This is a genomic window from Bradyrhizobium sp. SRS-191 (genome assembly GCF_024586915.1).
Taxonomy (GTDB): domain Bacteria; phylum Pseudomonadota; class Alphaproteobacteria; order Rhizobiales; family Xanthobacteraceae; genus Bradyrhizobium.
Genome location: NZ_JANBVS010000006.1, coordinates 245,534 through 272,408, shown reverse-complemented (window position 1 = coordinate 272,408; position 26,875 = coordinate 245,534). Strand labels below are relative to the sequence as shown.

The window sequence follows — 26,875 nt, the reverse complement described above, 5'->3', positions numbered from 1 at the left end:
AGCGCGGCGCTTGGGCGGTAAAAGCACGGTCGGCAACATCGTTATTCCCCAGCCGCTCCGGCAAATCGCCAATTTCGACGCGGCAATTCGCCGCAATCGGACCACTTACTAGCTGGCACTGACAATCGGAACGGTTTGCAAACGGCCGCGCCGTGCGTATCGGCAGCAGAGACAGTCCGTCGCCCGCTGCCGTCGGTCGAAGCGAGAGTTCTTCCTCGCCATCGAACCACGCCGGCTCCGGTCGCAAGGGAGGATGTGACATGACAACGGATTTGAGGTGGGCGCGATGAGCGGCTGGCTGAAATGGACGGCACCCGCTGCAGCCATCATGTCGGTCGCTTCGCCGGGATATGCGATGCAGTATATGAGCGTCGAAGAGGCGCAAAAGGCTGCGTTTCCCGGAGCGAGCTTCACCGAGGTTCAAGCCGGTCGCGTCTGGAAGGCCAGCAATGGCGGCTACTTCTATTACGACCATGTTGTCGGCAAGCACCTTCTGATCGACTACACGGTTGCGATCGGACCGGACGGGCGCGTGCGCAAGGTCGAGATCCTGAACTACCGCGAGTCGTATGGCGGCGAGGTGCACGATGCCAACTGGCTTGGGCAATTCGTCGGGAAAGGCAGCCAGAACGAGGTTCGCATCAATTCCGATATTCGAAACATATCGGGCGCGACGCTGTCATCGACCCACCTGACCGAGGGCGTGAAGAAGGTGCTGACCTATCATGCCAGCCACTTCCGCTAATCTGCGGCGAGCCAGGCCTCTGCTGGGAACATTCGTCGAGATCGACCTCGACGATGCGCCCGGGCACGACGCCGATGAGGTGATCGAGGCCGGGTTTGCCGCCGTCGCCGATGTGCATCGGCTGATGAGCTTCCATGATCCGGACAGTGACGTCTCGCGCCTGAACCGCGATGCATTCACGCGCCCGGTCTTGGTGCATCCCTGGACCTATTTCGTGCTGAAGACGGCCGTGGACATCGCGCGTCTTTCGGAGGGAGCCTTCGACGTCGCCGTGGCCGGATCGGCGCAGCCCTCCGCCGGCTTGTCTCCGAGAGCTGGCTCCGCGGTCGAGCTGCTGGCCGACCATCACGTCCGTTTCAATCACGCCGGTGTCAAGATCGATCTCGGCGGCATCGCTAAGGGGTTCGCCGTCGACTGCGCAGTCGAGGCGCTGCAGAGACGTGGCGTCCGCTCGGCCGTGGTGAATGCAGGCGGCGACCTCGCCGCTTTCGGGCCTCGCGCGCAAATCGTCGATATCCGCGATCCGACGGCGCCCGAGCGGATCCTGTGTCAGCTGGCCCTGCGCGACACGGCCATGGCGTCATCGGCGCGCCGCTTCGATCCATTCAGGTCGGCGGACACGACGGAGAGCGCCGTGGTCAATCCGGCAACGCGGCAGCCGGCCCGTGGCATCCATGGCGCAACGGTCTGCGCTCCAACCTGCATCGTCGCCGATGCGCTGACAAAGATCGTCATGATTACGGGTCAGCGGGCTGCCGGGCTGCTCACGCAGTTTCAGGCAAGCGCCATGCTCGTTGCGGCGGACGGCGACATCCTCACGACACCGGACTGGCAAGGAGATCTGCAGCATGCGGCTTAAAGGTGCGTTTCGCTTCGCCCTCTATGCGATTTTCGGGCTCCTCTTCGTCAGCGGAGCATTGTGGATCTATGCCGATCAGATGAAGACCCGCTCGGAGATGGACAGCGAGATCTGGCAACAGGCCGCCGCATTCCTGCTGAGCATGCATGGTGGAGCCGCGATGGTGACGCTTCTGCTGCTCGGTGCCCTCGGCCCCATGCATGTCCAGCGCGCGTGGCGTGCCCGCAAGAACCGGGCGACGGGCGTTCTCAGCCTCGCGCTCTATGCTCTGCTGATCGCGACCGCGTTCGGACTCTATTATGTGGGATCGGAAGCGCTGCGACCCTGGATCAGCACCGTCCATATCGCCTTTGGCCTCGGCGTCCCCGTCATCATCTCGGCCCATATCGTCGCTGGCCGCTGGAGCGTCGCTGCGGCGCCGCAGCCATTGCGTACGCAGCACGCGGCCGCTGCCACGCTGGTGCCCTCGGAGACGCCGGCCGATCCCGCACTGGTCGGTGTCATGAGCAAGGTGGGGTGACGCCGAGGGGCTCCCGAAGCAGTTCCCGGCAAGCCGGGCCGCTCTGGACAACTCGCGACCAGCGCCGCCCGGTCCTTTGATCGCTTGGGATCGTCCAGCACGCAGGCTGGACGATCCGATCTGCGGTGAGATCAGTTGGCGGCCGGCGCCGGGACGGCGGTGCGGTTCGCGGGCACGGTGACGGGCTGATAGGAGAACACGTCACGGCTGCGCGGGTCGACCGTCACCTTCAGCCAGCGCACGTCGTTGTTGCCATTGCCCTGGTTGTCACCGAACGTCTCGACTCGCACGAAGTTCTCCAGCCGCTGGCCGGCGCTGTTCAGGAAGGGCTGGTCGATCCGGAAGTAGTGGGAGTCGCCGTGGACGTAGGCGACCGGCTTGCGGAATGCCTCGACTTCGGTCCGCAGGGCCGACAGGAAGCTGGCGAAGCCGTCCGGCTGTCCATCGGTTTCGGCGAGCGTCTTGGGATCGCGGAGCGGGGCCCGCGTGGGATCTGCGAGGTCCCAGCCCGGATTGCCCTGGCTGATGAACATCACCGCGGCCGAGCGGTGCTTCTTGGCCTCTGCGAAGGTCTGCTGCATCCAGAGAATGACGGCGGCGTTGCGCGCGGTGTATTCGTCGGGATCGGGATTGGTATCGCACAGATTGTTGCATGAGCCCTGGACGTTCAGCGTCGCATAGGTGACGCGACCGACGGTCCAGCGACGGTTCTCGACACAGCCGACCTTGGTGCCATTGGCGCCGAGACACAGGGCATCGGTCTGCACCTCCTGGCGCAGCTTGCGCTGGCCGAGCGAGAACGGCGTCGAGAAGAACAATTTGCGCTCGTAGTCGAGCCGATCACGCGAATTGTAGCCGCCGTTCGAGGGGCGGTCGCAGTCGACCCAGTCATTGTCGCCCGGCGTGAACATCGCCGGCGCCTCGAGGCTGTTGAAATAGGCGAGCGCTTGAGCGTAGAGGCCGGCATCGCAGGCAGAGTTCGAGCCCTGCTTCAGGTCGCCGTCATGGACGGTGAACTTCAGCCGGTGCGCATTCATGTCGGCGATCAAGTTCGGGACCCCGACGGTGGCCTGCAGCGTGGAGTACGGCAGGTCGCCCCACAGGCCGATGGTGTAGCTGTCGTCACCATCGTCGCGGTCGTGGTCATGCGCAAGGCCTGATGCCACGGCGGCGAATGAGAGCAGCGAGACTGTCACCGACAATGTGAGCAGCTCGCGACAGGCAGAGTTGAATGATGATCGGAATGACATTCGGCAAGATCCCCCAAGACCTCGGTTGCATCGTCCGCTTGAACGCAAGCGGTCATGCGACGATGCGGAGCGTCGATAACGGGGACGTGACGATGGGCTGACAATCAGCTGACGGATCTGCGATGGTGCCGATCGGCGCGCTCCTGCTCGAAGGGGACGCGGAAAGCCCGCCGCGTTATGCGGCGGGCTTCGGCATCGATGGGCGTGCTCTCGCCTGTTCGTCAGCGATCGCGATCGTATCCGTCATCATCGTGGTCGTGGTGGTGCCATCCGCCGTGATCATGATCGCCGTCCTCATCGGCGAACACGAACAGGTTCATCAGATCACCGATTGCCGGACGGTTCTTTGGTACGTATCGGTTGTCGTCCCGATCGTGGATCGGATTCGGCAGCCGGTCGCGGCTGACCGCCGAGATCGCCGGCAGCCGCCAGTTGCGCTCGATGAACTTCAGCAGCGAGACGTGGTCGTAATAGGTGTGGTCGACATGCCCCTTCTTGGCCAGCGGCGAGACCAGGATGAAGGGAATGCGCGTGCCGTCGCCGAGGAAGTCCACGGGCTGAATATAGCCGGAGTCGTAGTAGCCGCCGCCCTCGTCGGTGGTGATGAAGATCGCGGTCTTGGCCCAGAGTTGCGGGTTGGCCTTGACGCGGTTGATCAGCGCCTCGAGGAACTTCTCATACAGATCCGTGGTCGAGTCGGCGGGATGGCCGGCCAGCGCCTCGAACGGACGGACGAACGATACGGCGGGCAGCGTATTGTTCTGCACGTCCTTCACGAACGCGCCGTAGTTCTGCAGCTTGGCCTCTTCCGCCGGGTTGGACATCACCTTGATGAAGCCGGTGAGCGGATCGCAGATGCCGCAATAGGAGTGGAACAGCAGCGGCACGCCGTCCACGCTGGTCGCGAAGGTGGTGGCGTCGTCGCCGCGGTCGGCGCTGTAATATTTCCACGACACGCCCTTGGCCGTCATCAGGTCGGCAATGGTGGGCGCGCTCTGCGGCGGCAGCACGAACTTGTCGGAGCCGAGCGCATTCGGCTTCGCGCTGGTCTGATTCCAGAACATGTTGTAATTGTTGACGAGATAATAGTGGTTCGGCGCGCAATTGTTGCGGAAGACGCCGTTCTTGAACAGTTGCTCGTTGACCGCGGCGACGCCGGGCGCGCTCGGATCGGAGCAGTTGACGTAAGAGCCGCCGCTATAGCCGTCCTGCTTGTAGTAGTTGTTGGTGCCGGAGACGGGGTCGGGATTCTCGATCTGGTTGGCATAGGGCACCGCGGGGGCGCCGTTCAGCGTCTCGGGATTGGTGAAGAACGCCGCATGACCGGTGACGAGGGACTGGAAGTTGGCGCCCGTGCCGCCCATGATCGCCTGGTGATAGTTGTCGCTGATGGCGTAGTCGTCGGCGAGCTGCTTGAAGAACGGCGCATCGCCCGGCTGCGCCTTGCCGGAGGCGTCGGTGAAGGGATTCATGTTGTAGAATCCCATCGAGATGGCGCCTTCCATCGGATTGAACCCGCCGGCCGGATAGGGCTTGCCGTTGGAGCCGGTGCCGATGCTCTGCTCGACCCACACGAACTTGTCGTGCTTGCCGCCGTCGATGTCCTGCCACATCTGGAAGAAGCGATGCACGGGGTCGCCGGTGTAGGCGGCGTAGGTTACATATTTCGAGATCTGGTACGGCCCGTTGGGCAGATTTGTCGGGAAGCGGGTGTCGAGCACGTTCTGCGGCAGCCCGATGCCGTAGGTGGTGTAGGGCTGGGGCAGCGTGGCGTAGGCTCCGGTGGAAGCGGTCTCCGCGGTGTAGCGCACTTCGTCGCGTCCGATGCGCTGCTCGGCCTTCTTGAAATGCGGGCCCGGCGTGCCGTCCTCGTTGACGATGCCCTTGCTGAGCAGGTTGTCGATGCTCTGGCCGGCCTTCGGCTTGTAGGTCCCGAACAGGTTGTCGAAGGTGTGGTTCTCTCCGACGATGATGATGACGTGCTCGATCGGCGTACTGGTCGCCGGTTGGGCAAGGGCGGGCGCGATGCTGGTCGCTGTAAAGACGGCGGTGGTCGCAAGGGCAAGCGCCTTGGACCGGGTGACTGTTCTGGTCATGACGGCTCCGAACGGAGGGAGGGCTGGCGTGCGCTCGAGCCGAGGCAACGCCTGCGACAAAACATCGCAGCAACAAATTGCAACGCCATGTCGGTCATGCTGCGGATTTATGAAAGCGGCTTGTGCGGCCTAACTAATCGTTGCGAGATCCGGCAAGCAGCCGATCGCAGCGGCGTGCTCGTCTCGCCGTCAGTCGCGCTCGGTCAACGTTCAGGAGAGCGTGGGCAAAGCGGTCTGCCGCGACCGTTTCGCTCAGAGCTGACCCGGCATCCAGTCAAGCGCCAGCGCCTGTCCCTGCGCGATCTGATCGGATGACATCTTCGAGGCAACGGCGTTGCGCAGGCGCAGATAGTAGCTGCGCTGCGCAGGCCGGGCATGTCCGGCGGCGAGGTTCAGCCATTTGTAGGCGAGCACCACGTCCTGCGGAACGCCGTGACCCTTGTCGTACATCAGCCCGAGCATGGCCTGGCCGAACGGGTTGCCTGCCGCAGCGGCCTGGCAATAGAGATCGCTGGCGACGACATAGGCTTGCGGCGTGCCGAAGCCGTTTTCATACATGAAGCCGAGCATGGCTTGCGCACGCGCATCGCCACGCAACGCCGGCGGCGTCAGCATGCGAACGGCGCGAACGAAATCGCCGCGCGCATAGGCGCTGCGTGCTGCCGCCACCGAATCGGCATGGCCTGGTGGTGCGGCTCCGAGCAGCAGGCTCACTGTCGCGAGCGCCGTTGCCAGGCGGCGCATCCGCGCTCGGACGACGCGTTTGATATCAGCGGGCGGTGCGGACACGCAGGTCATCCGTGATGCTGGCTCCGACCGATCCGCGGAGCTTGGAGCGGAGTTCTTCGGCCACCTGATGCGCATCGCTGCCGTCGCGAATGATCTGCGGCCGGATGAAGATGATCAGCTCGGTGCGCGTGCCCTTCTTGCCCTGGTGCGAGAACGCATCGCCAAGCACGGGGATCTCGTCGAAGCCGGGAATGCCGTTGCGGCTGCCGTTCTGCTGCTCGCTGATCAGGCCGGCCAGCAGCACCGTCTGGCCGTTTGCCACCGAGATCGCGCTCTTGACCTTGCGCTGCGACACCGTCGGGGTCAGGCTTGCCGCGGTCTGCGCTGCGACGTTGCTGATCTCCTGCTCGACCTCGAGCCGCACATTGCCGTTGGCAGCGATGCGCGGCACGACGCGCAGGATGATGCCGGTGTTGCGATAATCGATGGTGTTGACGACGGTGTTGCTCGACGACAGCACGGTGGCGCTGCCGGTCGACACCGGAACGACGTCGCCGACCTGCAGGGTGGCTGTCTGGTTGTTGATCACGACCAGCGAGGGATTGGACAGCACTTTCACGCTGGTCACGGTGTGGAGCGCATCGAGGATCATGTTGGGCGAGGCCTCGCTTCCGATCAGGAAATTGAATCCGGGAAGCGCGCGGTTGATCAGGGCCGTGGTTGCTGCCGAGGTCGCTGCTGTCGCCACCGATGTGGCCTGGGTGCTGCTGATCGATCCCTTGTCTGCGCCGAGGCCGAGAAACTTGCTCGAGAGATAGGACTGCACGCCGTAGGAGAGCTCGTTGGTCAGCGTGACCTCGGCGATCGTCGCGTCGATGCCGACCTGCAGCACCGGTTGGTCGAGCTGCTGCAGCGTGCTGGAGATGATGCGGTAGTTCTCGCGGTCGGCATAGATGAGCAGCGAGTTGTTCACGGTGTCCGGCGTGATGCGCACATTCGGCATCAAGGCCTGGCCTCCGCCGCCACCGGCGCGCGGCTCAAGTCCCGTCGAGGCGGACGTGCCGCTGGACGATGACGTGCCGGAGCCCTGCATGCCGGACAGACCCGCCCCGCCCTGCGTGCGGCCTGCCGGATTGGCCCCGGATCCCGACGATCCCGCCGCATTGGTGTTGAAGGAGAGCCGGTCGGCCACCGACGTCGTCGTGCCGTCCGATCCAGGCGCGGCCTGGCCGTCGGTGTTGTCCGCGGAGGAGGAGCTTGCGCCGCCGAACATGTCGGTCAGCACCTTCGCCAACTGGCGGGCATCGCCATAGCGGATCCGGTAGACGTGAACGCTGGTGCGGCCGGAGTCGGCCTGATCGAGCCGGCGGATCCAGGTCGCCGCGACCTGCAGCAGCGCCGGCTTGCGCGTCACCACCATGATGGCGTTGAGCCGGTTGACCACCTGAAGCTTGACGAGGTTCTGGCTCATGCCGTTCTCGCCGCTGTCCATGATCTTTTCGAGCTCGGCGATGACCGGCTCCGGCGCGGAGTTGCTGACCGGGAAGATGCCGACGGACTGGCCGCGCATCCAGTCGACATCGAAGCTCAACGCGGTTTCGATCGCGGAGCGGCGCTCGGCGCCGGTGCCTTGGATCAGCAGCAGGTTGCGGGTCGGATCGGCGCGCACGCTGCCGGCGCGCGTCGCAAAGCTGTCCATCAGTTTCAGGATGGTCTGCGCGCCGACATATTGCAGCGGCACCACGGAGACGCCATAGCCGGGCTCCGCGTGACTGGCCTCGGCATCGACCCGCCCGCCGCCGATGGCGTCGCCGAGCGGCGTCAGCTTGTAGCCGCCGCCTTCGCGCAGCAGCACGACGCCGGACAGACGAAGCGCGCTCTCGAGCACGAAGAGAATATCCGATTTCGGCACCGGGCGGGCCGAGACCAGGCTGACGCTGCCTTGCACCCGCGGATCGATGGAGTAGCCGGCGCCGAGGATATCGCCGATGACGACCTTCGCGACCAGCGCAATCGGCGTGTTCTCGAAGTTGAGATCGTAGCCTTTGCCATCCGCGGCCGGGAGCGGCCTGGCCTCGGCAACTTCCTGGACCATCGTCCCTTGATAGGTCCGTGCTGTCGCTCGCTCGACCTCGGGCCGTCCCTGGATCGAAGCGACCGGTGTATTGTCACGCGGCAGGATATCGATCGAGCGCACCTTGTCGATGACGTCGACATCCGCCGGCGCACTGGCCTGGGAGTTGAGAGTGGCCATGTTGCACGACGCGAGCAGCACTGCGGTCGCGAGCAATGAGGCCTGACGGACAACCGCAGCGGACTGGCTTCGATTGCCGATACGAAACATGCACTTGCCGATCTACTCGTGTTGACCGGTCGAGCTGGGAGCGCATCCCCTCTGGACCTTGGCGCCTGCATAGCGGTCCAATGTGACACTTATGTATATCCGCCCGAAGCTGCGCACCTTTGCATGACCTGTGTGTCGGAAATGTCGGCGCGGCCTGCGTTCGTACAGCTGTCATGTTCGCGATCGATAACGGCGGCAGCCAGCAGCGGGGTGCCGAGACGATGGGCCGGCGCGGGCGCTACCCGGATCACGCCATGAGCGGTACGCTGTCGACCCAGTTCCAGGATTATCTTCGGCAGCGCCATCCGCAGGCGGGCGAGCGCGCCGCTGCGGGCGAGGCTCAGGTCGCGCTTTGGGACAGGTTCGGCCTCAGCCCAGAAGTATTTGCCGAGGAGGCCGCACGCTTCACCGGTCTCGAACGCGTCTCGTTGCGCGAGCTGCTGGCGGCGTCGCCAGCGACTTCACAGTTTTCGGATCGCTTCCTGCGCGAGGTGCTCGGCTATCCCTATCAGACGGCCGAAGGCCATGCCGTGTTCGCCGTTGCAGATCCGACCGATCAGGCGGTGCGAAGGGCGGCCGAGCTCGTGCTTGGACCGGCGACCGTCTTCAAGGTCGCGTCTCACGAAGAGCTCGCTGTCGTTCTCGGCCAGCGCCTTGGCGGGCCGGAGGAGGCCGAAGTCTCGGCAGCGCAGGAGCTGCGCGACGACGACATCGAGAGCCTGCGCGATCTCGCCAGCGGCGCGCCGGTCGTTCGCGCAGTCAACGACCTGATCGAGAAGGCGGTCGAGATGCGCGCAAGCGACATCCATATCGAGCCGTTCTCGACCGGGCTTGTGGTCAGGCTGCGCGTCGACGGGCTGCTTCGTCCGATCGCGGCGCCCACCGGCGTGCTGCCGCAGGCCGTGATCTCGCGCATCAAGATCGTCGCTGGCCTGAACATCGCCGAGCGGCGCTTGCCGCAGGACGGCGCGGCGCGGATCCGCGCGGGGCGCGCCGAGATCGACGTCCGTGTCGCGATCATGCCGACGCAGGCCGGCGAGTCCGCCGTCCTGCGCATTCTGCCGAAGGACCGCTCGCAGCTGGTCGCGAACCGTCTTGGCCTGTCCGCGCGCGACGATGCGGCGCTGCGGCGGCTGATGACGCTGCCGCACGGCATGATCGTGATCACCGGACCAACCGGCAGTGGCAAGACCACGACGCTTGCGACGGTCCTGTCGATGCTCAACACGCCCGAACGCAAGATCCTCACGGTCGAGGATCCCGTCGAATATGAGATCCCCGGCATCAATCAGTCGCAGATCAAGCCGGCGATCGGTCTGACCTTCGCCAGCGCGCTGCGCTCCTTCGTGCGTCAGGACCCCGACGTGATCATGGTGGGCGAAATCCGTGACAGCGAGACCGCGCATGTCGCCGTTCATGCCGCGCTGACCGGCCATCTCGTGCTGACCACGCTGCACACCGAGACGGCGGCGGCAGCGGTGCCGCGACTGCTGGATCTCGGCGTCGAGGGTTATCTGCTGCGATCGACCTTGCGCGCGGTGATCGCCCAGCGCCTGGTGCGCCAGCTCTGTGAGCACTGCAAAACCGCAAGGCCGCTCGATGACGAAGCTTGCCGCGCTGATCCGCGCCTTCGCCATCTCGGTCTCGTGCCCGGCGACGTCATTTGGCATCCGACCGGCTGCGAGCGCTGCGGCCATAGCGGCTACCGCGGCCGCGTCGGCGTGTTCGAGCTGCTCGAGCTGACCAGCAGCCTTCGCGAGCTGATCGCCGATAGTGCCGACGGTCTCGCCATCGACCGGCGCGCCGTGCAGGAGGGGATGACGACGATGCTGGACGACGGCGTCGCCAAGTGCCGCGCCGGCGTCACCTCGGCGTCCGAGCTGCTACGTGTCCTCGTCGCGCGCTGAGGTGGACCGTGCCGAGCTATCGCTATCGCGCGCTGACGCAATCCGGTGAGGTCGTTGTCGGGTCTCTCGATGCCCCGTCGCGCGGCGAGGTCGAGCGCCGCATCTCCTACCTTCAGTTGCTGCTCATCGAAGCCGTCGAGGACAAGAGATCGGGCGCGTCGTCCTCGGGAGGGCTCTCGTTCGGCGGTCCGTCTGCAGCGGAGGTCACGACCTTTACCCGCGACCTGGCGCTGCTGCTCAAGGCCGGCGCGCGGCTCGACGACGCACTCGACCTGTTGTCGAGTGATTCCGATATTGGCCGGCTGCGTCCCGTCGTGGCGCGCCTGCGCGCCGCCATCATGGCCGGCGAGAGCTTTGCCGACGCCGCAGCCGCGCAGCCGTCGCTGTTCTCGCCGATGTATGTATCGCTGATGCGCGTGGGAGAGGCGTCTGGAACGCTCGATCACGTCCTGACGGCGCTCGCCGGGGAACGAGAGCGTTCCGAAGCGACCCGCCGCAAGCTCACCGATGCGATGCAGTACCCCGCCTTCGTGTTCCTGGCGGCGATCGGCGTGATGCTGTTCTTCCTCGTCGCCGTGCTGCCGAACTTCTCCGCCGTGCTGCGCGATTTCGGCGGTGGCGCGGATACGACGCTCGGCTTCTTCATGTCCTTGTCGGACATCGTGCGCGGCAATGCGGCGGCGATCTCGCTCGGTTGCGCCGCGCTGATCGCCGGTGGGTGGTGGCTATTGCGCCAGGCCGCGGTACGCGCCGCGCTGACCAGCGTCATCGCAGTGACGCCGGGGATCGGCGGCATTCTCATGTTCTATCGCACCAGCCTGTTCTGTCGCAATCTCGGCCTGCTGCTGGGCTGCGGCGTCACGCTGAGCGCGGGGCTTCGCATCCTCGTCGACGTGATGGCGGTGACATCCCAGCACGCGCCATGGTCGGCCGCCGCGGATCGCGTGCGTCATGGCGGCAAGCTGTCCCAGGCGCTGTCGGCCGACAACATGCTGCCGCCGATGGCGCTGCGCATGCTCAGGCTCGGCGAGGAGACGGGACAGCTGCCGACGCTCTCGACCCGGATCGCCGAGTTCTACGAAGCCAAGCTGCAGCGTTCGCTCGACCGCATCGTCGGCATCGTCGGCCCCGCCGCGATCCTGCTGATCAGCGTCGTGGTCGGCGGCCTGATCGTCTCGATCATGACGGCGCTGCTGTCGGTCACGCAACTCGTCGGCTGATTTTGAGAGCATGGAGACGGACATGACTTCGAGCACGAAAGCCACCCCCGCGAGCAGGGCGCGCCGCGACAATGAGCGCGGCTTCACGCTGGTCGAGATGCTGGTCGTGATTACCATCATCGGCCTGATCATGGGGCTGATCGGCCCACGCGTTCTGAACTATCTCAGCGAGTCCAAGACCAAGGCGGCGCGGATCCAGCTGCAGAGCTTCTCCAGCGCGCTCGATCTGTTCTATCTCGACGTCGGCCGCTATCCCTCGACTTCCGAAGGGCTTGCGGCGCTGGCGCAGCGGCCGGCCGGGTTGAATGCGTGGAACGGTCCCTATCTGAAGGGCGGGGCGGTCCCGAAGGATCCGTGGAACACGGCGTATGTCTACCGTGCGCCGGGAGATCGCGGCCCTTACGACATCATGTCCTACGGCGCCGACGGTCAGGAAGGCGGCAGCGGCACGGCCGCCGACATCGTGCTGGGAACGCAGACGAGCGCGCGCGGTGAGTAACGAGCGGCAGCGCGGCTTCACTCTGCTCGAGATGGTCTGCGTGCTAGCGATCATCGCGCTGCTGACGTCGGTCGCGCTGCCTTATCTCCCGCGCCAGACCTCGCGGCCGCGACTGCAGGCCTATGCGCTCCAGGCGGTCACGTTATTGAAGTCCGATCGCGCCGCTTCGATGCGCGGCGGGATGCGGGTTGACACCCACATCGATACGTCGCGACGCCTGATCCGCGCCGGCACGGGTGCTGCGCTGAAGCTGCCCGACGATGTATCGTTCCTGGCGACCTTGCCGCGCAGTTGCCAGCACCGGCCGGTGTTGGCGACGATCAGCTTCTTTCCCGATGGCCTGTCCTGCGGCGGCGCGATCACCCTGTCTCGGGCCGATCTCAGCCTGGAGATCCGGGTGAACTGGTTGACCGGACGGATCGACATCGTCTCGCGCGGAGCAGCTCATGGTTGACCACGGGAAGGCCGGCTGGGGCGAGGCGGGCTTTACGCTGATCGAAGTGCTCGTTGCCCTCGCGGTGGTCAGTGTGTCCCTCGTTGCAATAGGGGCGGTGGTTGCGCGCAACGCGAGCGGCGTGCGCAAGCTCGAGCAGCACGTGACTCTGGTGGCGGATGCGCGGCTCGCGCTGGCAACGATGCTGTCGGAGCGCAGTCGCCTGCAGCCCGGCCGCAGCGATCAGCGTTCCGGCTCGGGGGTGGTGGCGGTGCAGATCAGTCCGCTCGGCGGTGATTGGAGCCAGCCGGCGGGGCAGCAGGGCTGGATTCCGGAAATGATCATGCTGCAGGTGAAAACCGGCTCCGGCGCCGTTGCCAATGTGCCGACGGTTCGGCTGGTGCAAGGACCTCGCGAATGAGTGCTCGCGCAACGAGGTCGCAGGAGGCTGGCTTCGCGCTGATCGAGGCGCTCGGCGCGCTCGCCATCGCCGGCATCGTATTGTCGGCGCTGCTCGCGGTCAGCTCGCAATGGCTGCCGGCGTGGAAGCGCGGACTTGACCGGGTGCAGCGGGCCGAAATGGTGGCGGCGGCCCTGCGCAGGGTGGGCGATGATTTCGCCGCCGCACAGTTCGTCCCTCCCAATCGGGAGCAGAAAGGGCCGTTGTTCGTTGGCCAAGAGTTCTCCGCGATGTTCGTGCGCAGCGAGCTCGGTCCAAATGCCGGTCATGGCCTCGATATCGTGCGCATCGGCGAGGAGGGCGCGCGCAACGAGCGCGCAGTGCTACGCTCCCGCGCGCCGTTCGCACCGGTGCCGGTCGGCCAGCCCGTGGCCGAGCAGTTCCACTTCAGCGATTCCGTCGTGCTGCTGTCGGCGCCGTTCCGGATGTCGTTCGCCTATGCCGATCGGTCGATGGCTTGGACGACAGAGTGGCGGGATGCGACCAAGCTTCCGTTTGCCGTGCGCATGACGATCTTCGACGAGAGTCGCGGGCGAGAGCCCGTGCTCGTCAGTGCGGTCAGGATCGAGATCGACTCCCCCGGCGGCGCCTCCGTCGATGGGATCGCCGCAGGCAATGCCAACCGGCCACCGGCGGAAGCTCCGCCGTCGCAACCCTTCCAGAGTCAGCCGATCGACTGATGACGCCACGTTGTCCAAGCCACGCCTCGGCTCAGGGGCGCTCAGCGCAGGATGGTTTCATCCTGATTGCAGCCTTGTGGATGCTGGCCGCGCTGGCGGCTCTCGTCGTCATCGTCTCCCAGCAATTGGGCAGCTCGGCGCGCTTGCTCAGGCTGGAGGACGAGGCTGTCGAAGCCGATGCGCTGATCTCGGCGGCAACTGAATTGTCCGCCTATCGCCTGCTGCTGTCGAAGGAGGAGGACCGGCCGAAGCAGGGTGCATTTCGCCTCACACTCGCAGGCAATGACATCGCGGTCAGCTATGTCAGCGAGGCCGCGCGGATCGATCTCAACGCCGCATCGCAGGAGATGCTTGAAAATCTGTTCGTCGCCGTCGGCGCCGAACGGGACGCGGCGAAGGAGCATGCCGAGCGTGTCGTCGCCTGGCGGACCAGGCCGACAGACGCTGCGAAGGCGCAGGCGGAGGAGGCCCGCTATGCCGCGGCGGGACTGCAGCGGATGCCGCGGCTCGCACCGTTCGCCCATGTCGGCGAGCTCGCGCTCGTGCTTGGCCTGCCCGCTCCGCTGATCGACCGCGTGCTCCCGCTGGTCACCGTCTTCAACGGCTCGCCCGGGATCGACCCGACGATCGCGCCGACTGAGGTCGTGGCCGCGTTGCCCGGCATGACGCCGTTGATTCTGAAGGACTTCCTCAATTCGCGCGGCTCATCATCACTGGATGCGGACGGCCTGGCCAAGATGTTGGGGCCGGCTGCGAAGGATGCGGCCAAGGGCAAGAGCAAGGCGGTGCGCCTGCAAATCATCGTGGGACCGGCGGGTGGACTGCGTCATGCGGCGACCGTGGTGATCATCCCCGGTGAAGGCGAGCAGCCTTATCGGCTGCTGGCGCGGCAGGACGAAGGACCGCAACCGAGGAGCGCGCGGGAGGCGCGATCGAGCCGATGAAGCTGACCGAGAGCATCGAGCGCGGACTGACGGCGTGGACCGCCAGCGTGGCCGCCGGGATCGAAGCCGTCGCGGACCGGCAGCTCAGGCGCCCGCAGGTTCGTGTCACCTATCAGGGGCTCGACAATGTGGTCCTGTCGGTGCAGGCGCCCACGGCGAAATCCGAGGTCGAGCGGATCGTCGTCAATCTCGCCAAGGTCGACGCACGGGCCGCGCTCTCGCCCGAGTGGTCGCAGATCTTGCGCGGGTCGACGCTCGACGTCCATCTGTCGAGCACGAACGTGCTGGCACGGCCGCTCGACTTTCCGAAACAGGCCGAGCCGTTCCTCGACGGCATGATCCGCGCGCAGATCGGCCGGTTCACGCCCTGGACGCTCGATCAGGCGCTCTATGGCTACAGCGCGCCGCGCGCGGCAGACAACGAGCGGATCACGCTGACGCTCTTGGCGACGCCCCGCGCCCTCGTCCAGCCGCTCCTCACCTTTGCCGATGGGGTCGGTGCGGCGAAGATCGTCGTGCTGGCAGACGACGTTCTGAACGGCGGTGCCTCGATTCCGATCTTCAAGGCCTCGCTGCGCTCGGCGCTCGCAGGCGGCCGCGATCTCGGGCGCCTGCTCAAATTCGGTTGGCTTGGGGTTGCCGCGGCGACCGCGCTGCTGCTGGTGGCGACGACGCTGATCGGCGGATATCTCGACGGGGAGCGCGATGATGCACAGGCGCAGATCGCGCGGCTGCGGGCGGCGCTGCGACCCGCGATCGGTGCTTCGGCCGCGGACGGGCTTCTCGCCAAGCGCAAGCAGACGAGTCCCGCCAGCGTGATCGTCCTCGATACGCTGTCGAAGATCCTGCCGGACGGCACTTACGTCATCGAGCTGCATGTGGAGAATGATCGCCTGCAGATCTCCGGCCTCACCCAGGACGCGCCGGCGCTGATCCGGCTGATCGAGCAGTCGCCGCAGTTCAGCCGCGCGACCTTCTACGCGCCGACGACGCGCACCGCCGGCGAAGCGGGTGAGCGTTTTCACATCGAGGCGCGCATCAACGCGTATTTCGGAGACCGGGCATGAGCTGGCTGGACCCGTTGCGCCGAATCTTCGTCGGCTCGCCGGCCGTCGCCGCGGCGCTGTATGTCGCGACGTTGATCGTGCTGATCTGGGCAGGTGCTGCCGCCGTCATCGACATCAACGACAAGCGCGAGCAGCTCAATGATGCCAGCGCGCAACTGGCGCAGTTCTCCGGGCGCAAACGGCCGGGCGCAGCGGCCATGAGCGTTGCGGCGACACCAGGCGGTTCGGTGTTCGTCGAAGGACGGACGGTGACCATCGCGGGAGCGGCTCTGGTGCAACGCCTGACGGACGCGGTGGCCAAGGCCGGCGGCAACGTGCTGTCGACGCAGGTCGAGCTGCCGGCGGCACGCGCCAGCTCGAGCGTGATCAGCGTCGTCGCAAATTGCGAGCTGGAGCAGCCGGCATTGCAGCAACTGCTCTACGACATCGAGGCCGGATGGCCGTTCCTGTTCGTCGACCAGCTGCACGTCCAGCAATCGGTTGCCGACGCAGCCGGAGGCGCCGGGCGCCTGCGCGTGCTGCTGACCATCTCCGGGCAATGGCAAGGACAGATGTGATGCGTTCTCGGGTCACCCTCCGCGCGGTCGCGCTGGTCATGGCGTGCATGATCGGTAGCTTTCTTAGTCCGGCATGGGGCGAGGAAGGGGATGAGCCGGTTGCGCCGGTGCAGGCCGCAGCGACTGATCGCGCGGCGCCGTCCGTCAGCGCGGAGCCTGTGAAGCCTGCCGCCGCCGCGGGACCGACAGCGAGGAGCGCCAATCCGCTGTGGGATGTCCCGATCACCATATTGTCGGCCACGCGCGATCGTCCGATCTTCTCGCCGTCGCGTCGTCCGCCACCGCCGATCGCGGCGCCCGTCACGGTGATGCGCGCTCCGCCTCCGCCACCGCCGCAAGAGCCGGAGCGGCCGAACCTGCAGCTCGTCGGTACGGTGATCGGCGGCGACGAGAGTTTCGGCATATTCCTCGATCCGTCGTCGCAGACCTCGCTGCGGCTGCGCTTGGGGGCGTCGCATGAAGGCTGGCTGCTGCGGTCCGTGGAGTCGCGACAGGTGACGCTGGCGAAGGATGCCGAGACCGTTACCTTGCCGATGCCGCGACTCGGGCAGGCCGACGCCGATGAGAGGCAGCCACCCGCGCCGCCGGTGGGACGCGATCGCATGGCGCGGCGTTCACGCTGAGTACGTGCTGTCGCCTATGGCAGCACGATCCAATCGGCTCCCGCCGTCTGCAGCGCGAAGACCGCGAGCAGGCCGATGACCAGGAATGGGCCGAACGGCAGTGTCGTTGCTCCCGTCATGCGCCGGCCCATCAGGTGGAGCACGAGCACCGTCGCTAGCGCTGTTGTCGTGGCGATGAGCAGCAGGATCGGCAAGCCGGCCCAGCCGGTCCATAGCGTGGCAGCCATCAGAAATTTGACATCGCCGAGGCCCAGCCCCTGACGGCCGCGGACCATCGCATAAAGCCGGCGCAGCACCAGCAGGGCCATGCCGACGACCGCGGCCGCGGCGCCGTCCCGCAGGGCGTCCACAAGGTCGGCCTGTACGACCGTCCTGACCGCGCCGCTCGCGGCGACCAGCGCATTCATCCAGTCCGGCAGCAGGCCGCTGCGCAGGTCCGTCCAGATCAGCCCGGCGCAGGCCAGGACCAGCACGACGATGCAGATGATGTTGATGCTCTCGGTCACGCAGTTCCGATAGTCGCAGCCGCCGGGGACTGCAACATCGACGTGCTCATGGGGCCAGCGATAGTCCCGCCATCATCAGGCCGATCGCAGCCACCCAGCCGCCGACCGCGCGCACCGCGATGCCGCGCCAACTCGAGATCGGTGCGGTCTCAGGGCGTCGGACGGTGAGCGTCAGCGCCATCACCAGCGTGATGACCACGTAGCCGGCGCAGGCGAGCCCGGCTCCGTAGAGGAAACGGTCCATCTGCGGCGTCAGCTCGCCGGCATTCACGGCGCCGCGCATCATCCCGATGGCGAACGCGATGAAGCACACCAGCATGACCGGAATGCGCAGGGCGGACGCCAGCAGCAGGCCGAGCATGAGGATGCTCAAGGCATCGACGAGCGGTGACGTCGGAGCGACGCCGGCACTCACTGCGAGCGTCAGCCCGGCGCAGAGGCCGAGCGGAAACACCAGGACCAGCCATCGTCCACTGGCCGCGCCGAGCGAGCCGGCCAGCAGGCCGAGCGCGGCCCAGGTGAGGACGTCCTGCAGCGTGAGCAGGGGATGCAGGGCACCTGCGTAGAAATCACCGAGGCGGGCGGAGACGATGTGTGCGTCGGCGATCCCGCTCTGCGCCAGCCACACAAGGCAGGTGAGCAGTGTCGTTTTGAGGCGCGTGCTCATGCCGTGACTCCAAGGCTCGCGACCAGGAAGTAACCGCCGAGCGCGGCGATCGCAGCGCCGACGCCCCGGATGATGCGCTCGCCGCCCGGCCAGCGCGCGAGCGCGCCGATCGTGATGCCGCAGGCATGAAGCAGGCCGGTGGCAACGACAAAGCCGCAGCCATAGGCCAGGGGATTGGCCGAGGACGGAAGCTCGGCGCCATGCGCATGGCCGTGGAAGACGGCGAAGATGGCGACGATCGCAGCCGCTGCCGCGAACGGCACACGAATACGCAAGGCGACGGCTAATCCGAGGACGAGCGCCGACAGCGCGATCACCAGCTCCGGGACGGGCAGCCCGATCTTGAGAATGCCGAGCACGGCGCCGAACGCCATCACCAGCGGAAACACCACCGGCAGCACCCAGATCGCCACGCCGCCGAGCTGCGCGCCCCAGATGCCGACCGCGACCATCGCGACGAGATGATCGAGCCCGGTCAACGGATGCAGCAGGCCGCTGGCCAGACCGCCGCCGACGCCCGCCTGCTCATGTGCCAGCAGCGGACTCGCGCTGAGAGCCGACAACAGGGCGGCACTCGCGACCGTCTGCAGGATCTTGCGCCCGATCATGATCGCTCCCTTGTCGTCATACGGCGACCAGCACACGCGCGAGGCGGCCCAGGAACCAGAACATCGATACCGAGCCGATCGCGTAGGCGGGCAGCTCCACGCCCCAGCGCGGCATGACTGCGCCGAGCCGGCGATGCGCCCAGATCAATGCGAGCACCAGCGCCACGAACAGGATCTGTCCGATCTCGACGCCGACGTTGAAGAACAGCAGTGCCGCCGGCAGGATCCGCCGCTCCAGCCCGAGACCCGCCAGCGCGCTCGCAAAGCCGATGCCGTGGACGAGGCCGAAGCTGAAGGCAACGGCCCAGGGATAGCGGGCCGTGAGGCCGATCTCGCCGCGCTGCTGCTTGATGATCTCGACGCCGACGAACACGATGCTGAGCGCGATGCAGGCGTTGAGCGGGGCTTCGGGCACGCCGATCCAACCAAAAGCCGTGGCGGCCAGCGAGGCGCTGTGCCCGACCGTGAACGCCGTGATCGTCTTGAACAGCCGCCAGCCGCCCTGCACGATCCAGATCAGGCCGAGGACGAACAGCAAATGATCGGCGCCGAGCAGGATGTGGTCGATGCCGAGATTGACATAGGTCTTGCCGAGCTCGAGCCAGGTCTCGAGCGTCGGCGCGCCCGTGCCGAGCACGGTGACGACCGGATTGGCCGCCGAGATCGTGTAGCTGTTGGTCTTGCCGTCGAGCGAGGTGACGCGGATGATCGCCGCCGACATGTCCTCGCCGAGATTGGCGATGGTCATCTGCCCGACCAGGCCCTTATCGCCACAATTGAGTTCGGGCAGGCGCAGGAAGCAATGCGCGGGCATCTTCAGCTCGATGCGATTCTCGCTGTCCTTCGGCAGCGTCGTCCAGCGTCCGATATAGGCGCCGGGGCGCATCTCGCGGAATTCCAGCACGCCGAGCGTCGCCTGATGCGCGGCCACAGGGCGCGGGAGCAGCGGCGCTGCGAGCGCGAGCAGAACGAAGAGCAGCGCGCGCAGGCTCACGGCTCGTACCTGATCGTGTAGTTGGCCTTGAGCCGGCTCACGGCCTCCCAGGCCTGCTTGCGCGTCGCCTCGGTGTGCCAGATCTTGGCCGCTTCGGCGCGGATGTCATCGAACTTTGCCGGCGCGCCAGGCTTGCGCGCGTCGAGCCGGACGACATGCCAGCCGTCCTTGGATTGCAGCAGCGCCCATTCCTGCAGCGGCATCTTGAGGAGATTGTCACGGAAGCTCTGACCGAAGCCGTCGGCAAGGCTCGGGACCGGGCGATCGAGAATGGCGCGCGTCTGGTCGCGCAGCTCCTCGGATTCACGCTGCGCCTGGATGTCGTCGAGGTTGCGTCGCGCCGTCGCTTCATCGCTCGGCGGCGTCATGAAGAAGCTGACCCGCTCGGGCTCGTCGAACCGCTCGTGATTCTGCGCGAACCAGGCCTGCAGCTGCTCGTCGGTCGGTTGCGGCACCCGGACCTGATCGAAGATCAGATATTGCAGCTTGAAGGCGACGCGGTCGCGGATCATCTCGTCGCCGCGATCGACGCCGAGCAATTTGCCTTCTCTATAAAGAATCTCGCTGGCGACCCAGGCCTCGGTCATCTTCTGCAGCTCGGCCTCGCTCGGCACGCGCTGCTTGTCCTCGTCGAACGTGTCGATGAAGGATTGGCGCAGCGCCTTGGTCACGGTGATGACCTTCTCGTCCTTGGCGGGTGGATGCATGATCGCGTCAGCTGCAAAAATGAGACCGCCGAGAACGAGGAAGTGCAGCAGCGGCTCCCTGAGGAGTCCGCGCAGGACGCCAGGGGACGGCGGCGGTGCATCGCTCCGGCCGTGCAGCTCGCGATGGCCATCTTGCGGGCTGGCGCTTGCGGAGGCGCTCTCGAAGGTCGCCGCGTTCGACATGACAGGAGCTGACATCAATTCTTTACAACTGGACCGCGCTCATCGGCGCGGCGGGTATATGCAACGCCGCACTTGCCGTGTCACCGGACAATCCGCAGTGTCACAAAAATTTCGCAAGCGCCCCAAGCACGCGCCACTTCGCGAAGAGCGTGGAGCAAAGTTCAGAAAAATAAATCCTTCAACAAACTGTCTCCGAGTTTTGGTTTGGTCGCCGCGCGACAAGACGGCGCATCACTCGCGTTGTCATCACGGTTTTGAACTCGACGAATTCCTTTAGGGGCGACGACATGGTTCCATCTGCCAAGAAAATCCTGCTGACAGCGGCGTCGGTGACGCTCGCCTTGTCGCAAAACGCCGGCGCGGACGAGCGCTGGGGCGAGACGAGGAAGAGCAATCCGTATGTCGCCGGCGACATGCACAACCACAACACCTGCACCGACGGCTCGGTCGCAGCCGGCTATTCGATCGATCGTTCGGTCGGCAAGGGCACGTCGGCGGCCGGCGGCAACAATTTCGACCTCGACTGGTTCACGCTCGGCAACCATGGCGGCTCCGGTAACCGCGACTGCCGCTTCAGCGATGCGAGCGCCAATATCCCGGGCGACAACACCACCACCTATTGGAGCCAGACCCTCGGCAAGACCTTCGACGGCATCACCGTCACCAGCCTGAAGGGCACGCCGAACGGCACCGGCACCAACGCCACGATGTGGCGCTGGCAGTCGATCCAGGAGATCGAATATCCGACCATCGTCGCCCGCACCGCGACCTACAACAAGGTGCTGGTTGAAGGTCTGGAATGGATCGTTCCGGGCCATGAGCACACGGACGTCGCGGTCATCGCCGGCCAGAATCCCGGCGGCACCGGCAACGCGGACAAGATGGCCGAGTTCGAGTATCGCTACGACCGGGCCGACACCGACGCGATCGGTCCGGTCGATGGCGGCAACAACCCGATCTGGTCCGGCAAGGACAACGTCAACAACTCCGGCTCCGCCGGTCATGGCAAGGCTCTCGCCGGCATCACCTGGCTGCAGGCGAAATATCCGCTGCAGTCCTACGCGATCCCGACCCACACCGAGCGCCAGGGACCGTTCAATCCGAGCGGCACCGCCGGCTACAACATCGAGCACTTCCGCGACTTCAACAATGCCGGCCCGACCGTGGCGTTCGGCATCGAGGCTCCTGGCCACATGGCCGAGGGCGGCCTCACCGGCGGCTCCGGCTCGTACAAGTCGAACGCGGTCGGCGGCGGCACTTACGGCATGCACGGCGTCTACACCGCCAAGGTCGGCGGTTTGTGGGACGGCCTGCTCGGCGAGGGCCGCAACTTCTTCGTGTTCCAGAGCTCCGACTGGCACAGCCGCGGCGTCTATGGTGCGCGCGATGCCAGCACGACCGCGGACTTCATTCCCGGCGAGTACACCCGCCTCTATGTTCCGAACGAGCGGCGCTTCGACCAGCAGTCGATCATCGACGGCATGCGCTCGGGCAACTCCTACTCGGTGAACGCTCAGATCATCGGCCCCGACATGGTGTTCCGCGCCAAGGGCGAATGGGATGACGACTGGAAGACGATGGGCGAGACGCTGGTCGTGCGTCGCGGCGAGAAGATCGTGCTCGAGATGGAGGTGACTGTTCCGGCCTCCAACAACAGCCCGTACAGCTTCAACAACCCGCTGCTGCTGCCGGTCGGCATCAAGCAGCCGCTCAACAAGCCGTCTCTCGACCACGTCGATCTGATCACCGGTGACATCACCGGCCCGATCGCGCCGGGAGCTCCGGGCTATGCGGTCGCCAATGCCGGCGGCACCGCCGGTGCTGACATCGTCTACAACCCGTCGGCGAAGATCGCGAAGCAGATCCAGACGACCAAGATGCAGAGCTACAGACTGCGTGATGGTTCGACCCGTCTCAGCTTCCGGACCACCTTCACCGCCGGCAGCACGCCGTTCTACATCCGCGCCCGCGGCACCAACATCCCGCCGGCGACGCCGAACGTGTCCGACAGCGCCGGCAACCCGCTCCTCGACCTCAACAACGTCAATGTCAGCTGCACCGATGGGGCGTGCCCGTCGCATCTCGGCGTGGTCAACGGCGTGAAGAAGGTCACGAACGACGTGCAGGCCTGGTCGAACGTCTGGTTCTATGCGAATCCGATCTTCGTCCGAACCTATGGGACGCCCGAACTGCTGGTCGAGAAGAACAAGGAGCTGGCGCGCAAGCTCGCTCATGAGCATCACCACTGGCACGATTGGGATCACTGGGGTCATTGGGGCCACTGGGGTCACTGGGCCTTCAATCGCGACTGATTGATCCGCATCGATCCGGCGGGCGTCGTCCCGCCGGATCTGTCATCGGCGCCGGTTCGTAAACCGGCGCCTCGTCTTTAAGATAGACCCGTCCGGATGCGCTCGATGTTCCGTCTGCTCAGCCTGATCATCACTGCCCTCGCACTGTCGGTTGGGGGCGCGTCGGCGCATGACGAGGAGCCGACCAAGGAGAGCTGTGACGCCGCGGTGGCGGAGGCGCGGGCGCTCGCGGCAAGCCTGCCGGCCGACGACGTCTCGCGCTATTTCGCCGAGCGTGACATTCAGCAGGCGCTGGTCGAGGCCGGCAATGGCGAGTTCGACGACTGTGTCGAGAAGGCCGAGCAGGCGGTGTTCGAGGTGCGCGAGCGGCCGCACAGCCTCAAGCCGGGCGAGCGCCTGAACATTTTGCGCGCCGACGAGATCCCGTCGCGCTGACGCTCTTCGTCATGCCAGTGTCATGCATCTCGGCACATTGTCGGCGCCGTTCCGACGCGTGCAAGGCAGTCAAGGCATGGACCAGATCGAAGCTCTCTTCCCGATACCGCTGATGCGCTCGCCCGCGCTGCTGAGCGCGGAGTTGAAGGATGCAGCCGTGGCGGCGATCCGCAGCGCGAAGATCGAGACCAATCTGCGCTCCGGGCAGTTGTTTCATACGGAGGTCGCCGACCCCCGCGCCAACAACCTCTTTCAGACCATCGCCGATCTCGCCGTGCCCAAGCTGGTCGATTTCGGCGAGCTCCTGTTCGGCGACAAGCTGAACTGGACGGTCAAGGAGATGTGGACGAACATGCTGGAGACCGGCGGCAACCAGACCCTGCACGCCCACGCCAACAGCTTCATCTCCGGCATCTTCTATCTGACGCCATCACATCCGGGGAGCCGCACGGTGTTCGTGCGGCCGCCGGGCGGGAGCGACTTCTCGTTCCGGCATCACACGCGCAGTGCTGCCGTGGGTCCGTTCAATGCGGGCAAGTATGTGCTGCCGGAAGCCGAGCCGGGCGATCTCGTGCTGTTCCCCAGCTATCTCTATCACGAAGTGCCGCGCAATCAGGGCGACCAGCGCATCACCATCGCCTTCAACGCGATCCCCGACCATCTCGATTGCTGGGGTTATCGCGTCAGCTTCGGCACCTGATCACGCAGCTATCTTCCGAACTCCTTCGACAACAGCTCGCGCGCCTCGCGGCGTGACGGTGCTGCCGTGTCGATCGCCTGCAGCAGATGTTCCGCAGCGGTGCGATCCGATGCGAGCAGCGATCGCGCCATGCTGATCAGCGGCGCGTAGGCCGGCTCGAACTCGGCGCTCAGGCGGATGGCATCGAGCAGGCCCGGCGCGGCGGCCGCAATCAGCGCCGGCCCGCGCGGATCGCCGGTGAGCGCGGCGCCGGCTTGAAGAAAGCGGTTGCGGGCCTGCCAATAGGCCAGCAGGCGCTGATCCCATGCGGCACGCATCGAGGGATCGATCAATTCAGTCGCGCCGGTCCTCACCTGCGCCATCACGTTCAACAGCAGGTCCCACGGTGGTGCGGTGAGTGCCGTGACATTGCGCCGAGCATCGAAGGTGACGAACGGGAAATCGTCGGTGTTGTCGGGCCCGGCACCGGCAAACCGTGCCAGCGATGGCGCGCCGGCCACGTACTGGCCGAGCAGATCGATCGGCTGGGCAAACCCCAGCGGGAGAAGGACGGGACGAAGCTGCGAAGCCGAGAGTCGGACCGCAAGCCGATCGGGATCAAGGGCTTGCGGACGGCGCGATCCGATCAGAGCCAGCATCGGCGTGCGCACGCTGTAATGGTTCAGCCAGGCGGCACCTTCGGGGAAGACCGCAAGAAAGCTTCGGATGATGGCGCGTAGCGACGGTGCATCCAGCTGATAGAGCGGCAGCCATTGGCAGAACACGCCGTCGTCGCTCAGACGGCTGCGGACTGCGTCGAAATGCTCGCGCGTATACAGCGCGCCGCTGCCGTCCAGCGCGGGATGAAACAGGTCGGCGACGATCACGTCATAGCGCTTGTCGTCGGCGACGATGAAGCGTCGCGCATCGGCAACGGTGACCGGCGGCATGGCCGGCTTGGCCGCGTTGGTTTCGAACCACGGCAGCAGCGCGACGACTTCCGCCGACAGCTCGACCGCGCGGACATCGAGGTCCGGAATCTGCGCGCCGCCCAGCGCCGTCGCGCCGGTCCCGACGCCAAGAAAGAGCGCGTTGCGCGGCGCCGGATGCAGCAGCAGCGGCAGCATCGCTTGGCGGAAATCGGAGCGCACCGAGCTGGTGCCGCCCATGCGGAAATGCCCGTTCACCTGGAGATAGCGCGCGCCGGAGGCATCGTCGACGACACTCGCCGTCGCCATCGGTCCTTCGCGCAACGCCAGCAGCTTGCCGCCGGGCGGCACCTTCACCATGCTCGGCGCAGGCATCCACAGCAGCGCGAGCCCGACCAGGCTCGGCACGAATGCCCAGCAAAACGCTGCGCGGCTGGGCTGCAGCAGCATGAGATAGCCGAGCGCGACCAGCACCAGCGCGGTCCAGCTGCCGAAGGTCGGAATCAAAAGCTGCGCCGTCACCAGCGGCGCGATGGCCGCGCCGAGGCTGTTGATGCCGACGGCCCAGCCGACCGACCCGCTGATGTCGCGCACCTCCTGCATCAGCTGGCCGAACAATGCACCCATCGCCATCGACGGCAGTAGGAACAGGATCAGCGAGAGGCCCAGCTCGCCGGAAATGCCGAAGCTTGCTGCCTGATCGGCCCATCCTGCCATGAGCGGCGCCGAAACGGCGGTGCCCAGACAGGCGAGCGCGGTGATGGCCAGCAGTCCGGTCCTGCCGAAGCGCGCGACTGCGCCGATGCGCTGCCAGATCAGGCCGCCGGCTGCAGTCCCCAGCAGATAGGCCGCCAGCAGGCAGGCGAAGCTGTAGACGGTGTCCTGCATCATCTGCGCGGCGAGCCGAACGACCAGAACTTCGAAGGCGATGCCGATGAGACCGGTCAGGAACAGGGTGGCGCTCACGCGCAGCTCGATCGCGCCTGTTGCCGCGCGCGGCTCGCGCGCGGGCTGTTCGGTACCCAGTGACGACCCCAGTCGAAGGGCCGCCAGTGCGCAGGCCGCGTTGACGGCGGCCAGACAAAGAAGCGTCCTCGCCAATCCGAGTGTCGGGATCAGCACGAAGGTCGACAGCAGCGTGCCGGCGACCGCGCCGGCGGTGTTCGCGCCATAGACTCCGGCACTGACGGTGCCGCTGCGCCGCGCGCCCGACATCATGCGCTCGAGCGCCGTGAGCGTACCGCCCATCGCCACTGTGGCCGGCGACAGGATCAAGGTCGGCAGCAGGAAGCTCGCGCTCCATAGCAGCAGGGGCGACGGGGCGGTGCCCAGCAGCGGCGCGAGCGCGCGTGCGCTCGCTGGCAGCAGCCAGATTGCGCACACGCCCCATGCGCCGATCACCAGCTCAAGACCGGCATAGACCAGGTGCGGCCTCGCCGCGCGGCGGATTCGTCCATCCAGGACGAAGGCCCCGAACGCCAGGCCGGCGAAGAAGCCGGCGATGGCGCCGAGCACGGCCATCATCTCGGTGCCGAGCGCCAGCGCGAGCTGGCGGGTCCAGACGATCTCGTAGCCGAGGCCGGCCAGACCGGACGCTGCGGTGAGCAGCTTCAGGGCCAGCAGCGCAAGCGCCCCGAAGTCGTCGCGGGCGATGATGCCAGGAGACCCGGTGGACTGCTTCTCAGCGCCGACATTCGCTTCGCGCGCATCTGCATCAAGGATTTCAGTCAAGGGTCGCTAACCTGGTTCCTGAGATCGGTCGTCGCGCGATGCGGCGCAGGGATAGGCCGGCGCGCGCCACCGAGCTCCATTGCACCCCCGACGGCCTTGTTCTGTTTGCGTTTCGTGACGGTGGTTTGACAGGCGTCTGCATCCGAGCGGCCGCCCAGATGATGTCGCGCCAATCGCTCGCCGGTCGGGGC

Annotated in this window: 26 protein-coding genes; 16 read left to right on the top strand and 10 right to left on the bottom strand. The window is 66.2% G+C overall.

The window, feature by feature from the left end; genetic code table 11:
• Window positions 1-286 precede the first annotated feature (286 nt).
• Genes NLR35_RS13855 through NLR35_RS13845 form a run of 3 tightly spaced genes read left to right on the top strand, consistent with a single transcriptional unit; the run spans window position 287 to window position 2,124 of the window.
• Entirely contained in the window at window positions 287-745 is a 459-nt protein-coding gene (locus NLR35_RS13855; protein WP_257167089.1) for an FMN-binding protein, read from the top strand.
• On the top strand, window positions 726-1,604 hold the full coding sequence (locus tag NLR35_RS13850) for an FAD:protein FMN transferase (RefSeq protein WP_257167088.1): 879 nt from the start codon (window positions 726-728) through the stop codon (window positions 1,602-1,604). The genes NLR35_RS13855 and NLR35_RS13850 overlap by 20 nt, the downstream gene beginning before the upstream one ends.
• Window positions 1,594-2,124: a hypothetical protein gene (locus tag NLR35_RS13845; protein ID WP_257167087.1), complete on the top strand. Its 531-nt coding sequence runs from the start codon at window positions 1,594-1,596 to the stop codon at window positions 2,122-2,124. The genes NLR35_RS13850 and NLR35_RS13845 overlap by 11 nt, the downstream gene beginning before the upstream one ends.
• Window positions 2,125-2,255: 131 nt before the next feature.
• Here the strand turns inward: NLR35_RS13845 and NLR35_RS13840 are convergent, their stop codons facing one another.
• The 4 genes from NLR35_RS13840 to gspD all read right to left on the bottom strand — a co-directional run bounded on the left by NLR35_RS13840 (window position 2,256) and on the right by gspD (window position 8,543).
• Window positions 2,256-3,374: a hypothetical protein gene (locus NLR35_RS13840; protein WP_257167086.1), complete on the bottom strand. Its 1,119-nt coding sequence runs from the start codon at window positions 3,372-3,374 to the stop codon at window positions 2,256-2,258.
• A 221-nt stretch (window positions 3,375-3,595) separates the two neighbouring features.
• Window positions 3,596-5,470 (bottom strand): alkaline phosphatase family protein, encoded by a 1,875-nt coding sequence (locus NLR35_RS13835; protein ID WP_257167085.1) that lies wholly within the window; start codon window positions 5,468-5,470, stop codon window positions 3,596-3,598.
• Window positions 5,471-5,722: 252 nt separating this feature from the next.
• On the bottom strand, window positions 5,723-6,214 hold the full coding sequence (locus tag NLR35_RS13830) for a tetratricopeptide repeat protein (protein WP_374940812.1): 492 nt from the start codon (window positions 6,212-6,214) through the stop codon (window positions 5,723-5,725).
• 25 nt (window positions 6,215-6,239) lie between these two features.
• A complete protein-coding gene (gene gspD / locus NLR35_RS13825; protein ID WP_257167083.1) occupies window positions 6,240-8,543 on the bottom strand; it encodes a type II secretion system secretin GspD in 2,304 nt (767 codons plus the stop codon).
• A gap of 254 nt (window positions 8,544-8,797) precedes the next feature.
• Between gspD and NLR35_RS13820 the strand changes: the two genes are divergently transcribed.
• The 10 genes from NLR35_RS13820 to NLR35_RS13775 are packed head-to-tail and all read left to right on the top strand — an operon-like array spanning window position 8,798 to window position 16,933.
• Window positions 8,798-10,450: a GspE/PulE family protein gene (locus tag NLR35_RS13820; RefSeq protein ID WP_257167165.1), complete on the top strand. Its 1,653-nt coding sequence runs from the start codon at window positions 8,798-8,800 to the stop codon at window positions 10,448-10,450.
• Between the two features lie 8 nt (window positions 10,451-10,458).
• Window positions 10,459-11,670: a type II secretion system F family protein gene (locus NLR35_RS13815; protein WP_257167082.1), complete on the top strand. Its 1,212-nt coding sequence runs from the start codon at window positions 10,459-10,461 to the stop codon at window positions 11,668-11,670.
• A 22-nt stretch (window positions 11,671-11,692) separates the two neighbouring features.
• Window positions 11,693-12,169: a type II secretion system major pseudopilin GspG gene (gene gspG / locus NLR35_RS13810; protein WP_257167081.1), complete on the top strand. Its 477-nt coding sequence runs from the start codon at window positions 11,693-11,695 to the stop codon at window positions 12,167-12,169.
• Window positions 12,162-12,623, top strand: a complete 462-nt coding sequence (locus NLR35_RS13805) for a prepilin-type N-terminal cleavage/methylation domain-containing protein (protein ID WP_257167080.1) — start codon at window positions 12,162-12,164, stop codon at window positions 12,621-12,623. Before gspG ends, NLR35_RS13805 begins: the two co-directional genes overlap by 8 nt.
• Window positions 12,616-13,023, top strand: coding sequence for a prepilin-type N-terminal cleavage/methylation domain-containing protein (locus NLR35_RS13800; RefSeq protein WP_257167079.1), 408 nt, complete (start codon window positions 12,616-12,618; stop codon window positions 13,021-13,023). The genes NLR35_RS13805 and NLR35_RS13800 overlap by 8 nt, the downstream gene beginning before the upstream one ends.
• Window positions 13,020-13,742, top strand: a complete 723-nt coding sequence (locus tag NLR35_RS13795; protein ID WP_257167078.1) for a type II secretion system protein J — start codon at window positions 13,020-13,022, stop codon at window positions 13,740-13,742. Before NLR35_RS13800 ends, NLR35_RS13795 begins: the two co-directional genes overlap by 4 nt.
• Window positions 13,742-14,686: a general secretion pathway protein GspK gene (locus NLR35_RS13790; protein WP_257167077.1), complete on the top strand. Its 945-nt coding sequence runs from the start codon at window positions 13,742-13,744 to the stop codon at window positions 14,684-14,686. The genes NLR35_RS13795 and NLR35_RS13790 overlap by 1 nt, the downstream gene beginning before the upstream one ends.
• Entirely contained in the window at window positions 14,683-15,753 is a 1,071-nt protein-coding gene (locus NLR35_RS13785) for a PilN domain-containing protein (RefSeq protein ID WP_257167076.1), read from the top strand. Before NLR35_RS13790 ends, NLR35_RS13785 begins: the two co-directional genes overlap by 4 nt.
• The gene (gene gspM / locus NLR35_RS13780; RefSeq protein ID WP_257167075.1) at window positions 15,750-16,310 is read left to right on the top strand and encodes a type II secretion system protein GspM; all 561 of its coding nucleotides are present in this window, start codon (window positions 15,750-15,752) and stop codon (window positions 16,308-16,310) included. The genes NLR35_RS13785 and gspM overlap by 4 nt, the downstream gene beginning before the upstream one ends.
• A complete protein-coding gene (locus NLR35_RS13775; protein ID WP_257167074.1) occupies window positions 16,310-16,933 on the top strand; it encodes a general secretion pathway protein GspN in 624 nt (207 codons plus the stop codon). Before gspM ends, NLR35_RS13775 begins: the two co-directional genes overlap by 1 nt.
• A 14-nt stretch (window positions 16,934-16,947) precedes the next feature.
• Here NLR35_RS13775 and NLR35_RS13770 read toward each other — a convergent pair whose 3' ends face one another.
• From NLR35_RS13770 to NLR35_RS13750, 5 genes are read right to left on the bottom strand one after another with little or no spacing between them, the layout of a single operon-like run.
• The gene (locus tag NLR35_RS13770; protein ID WP_257167073.1) at window positions 16,948-17,439 is read right to left on the bottom strand and encodes an A24 family peptidase; all 492 of its coding nucleotides are present in this window, start codon (window positions 17,437-17,439) and stop codon (window positions 16,948-16,950) included.
• Between the two features lie 46 nt (window positions 17,440-17,485).
• Window positions 17,486-18,106 (bottom strand): HupE/UreJ family protein, encoded by a 621-nt coding sequence (locus NLR35_RS13765; RefSeq protein WP_257167072.1) that lies wholly within the window; start codon window positions 18,104-18,106, stop codon window positions 17,486-17,488.
• Window positions 18,103-18,714 (bottom strand): HupE/UreJ family protein, encoded by a 612-nt coding sequence (locus NLR35_RS13760; protein ID WP_257167071.1) that lies wholly within the window; start codon window positions 18,712-18,714, stop codon window positions 18,103-18,105. The genes NLR35_RS13765 and NLR35_RS13760 overlap by 4 nt, the downstream gene beginning before the upstream one ends.
• Window positions 18,715-18,730: 16 nt before the next feature.
• Window positions 18,731-19,708: a HupE/UreJ family protein gene (locus NLR35_RS13755; RefSeq protein WP_257167070.1), complete on the bottom strand. Its 978-nt coding sequence runs from the start codon at window positions 19,706-19,708 to the stop codon at window positions 18,731-18,733.
• Window positions 19,705-20,613 carry a peptidylprolyl isomerase gene (locus NLR35_RS13750; protein ID WP_257167069.1) on the bottom strand — a complete coding sequence of 303 codons (909 nt, stop codon included), beginning with the start codon at window positions 20,611-20,613 and terminating at the stop codon, window positions 19,705-19,707. Before NLR35_RS13750 ends, NLR35_RS13755 begins: the two co-directional genes overlap by 4 nt.
• Window positions 20,614-20,885: 272 nt before the next feature.
• On the opposite strand from NLR35_RS13750, the gene NLR35_RS13745 reads away from it, so the two are divergent.
• The 3 genes from NLR35_RS13745 (at window position 20,886) to NLR35_RS13735 (ending at window position 24,045) form a co-directional block, all read left to right on the top strand.
• A complete protein-coding gene (locus tag NLR35_RS13745) occupies window positions 20,886-22,910 on the top strand; it encodes a hypothetical protein (RefSeq protein ID WP_257167068.1) in 2,025 nt (674 codons plus the stop codon).
• 105 nt (window positions 22,911-23,015) lie between these two features.
• Window positions 23,016-23,345 (top strand): hypothetical protein, encoded by a 330-nt coding sequence (locus NLR35_RS13740; protein WP_257167067.1) that lies wholly within the window; start codon window positions 23,016-23,018, stop codon window positions 23,343-23,345.
• A gap of 76 nt (window positions 23,346-23,421) precedes the next feature.
• Window positions 23,422-24,045 (top strand): 2OG-Fe(II) oxygenase family protein, encoded by a 624-nt coding sequence (locus NLR35_RS13735; protein ID WP_257167066.1) that lies wholly within the window; start codon window positions 23,422-23,424, stop codon window positions 24,043-24,045.
• Between the two features lie 8 nt (window positions 24,046-24,053).
• Here the strand turns inward: NLR35_RS13735 and NLR35_RS13730 are convergent, their stop codons facing one another.
• On the bottom strand, window positions 24,054-26,684 hold the full coding sequence (locus NLR35_RS13730; RefSeq protein WP_257167065.1) for a spermidine synthase: 2,631 nt from the start codon (window positions 26,682-26,684) through the stop codon (window positions 24,054-24,056).
• Between the last annotated feature and the right edge of the window lie 191 nt (window positions 26,685-26,875).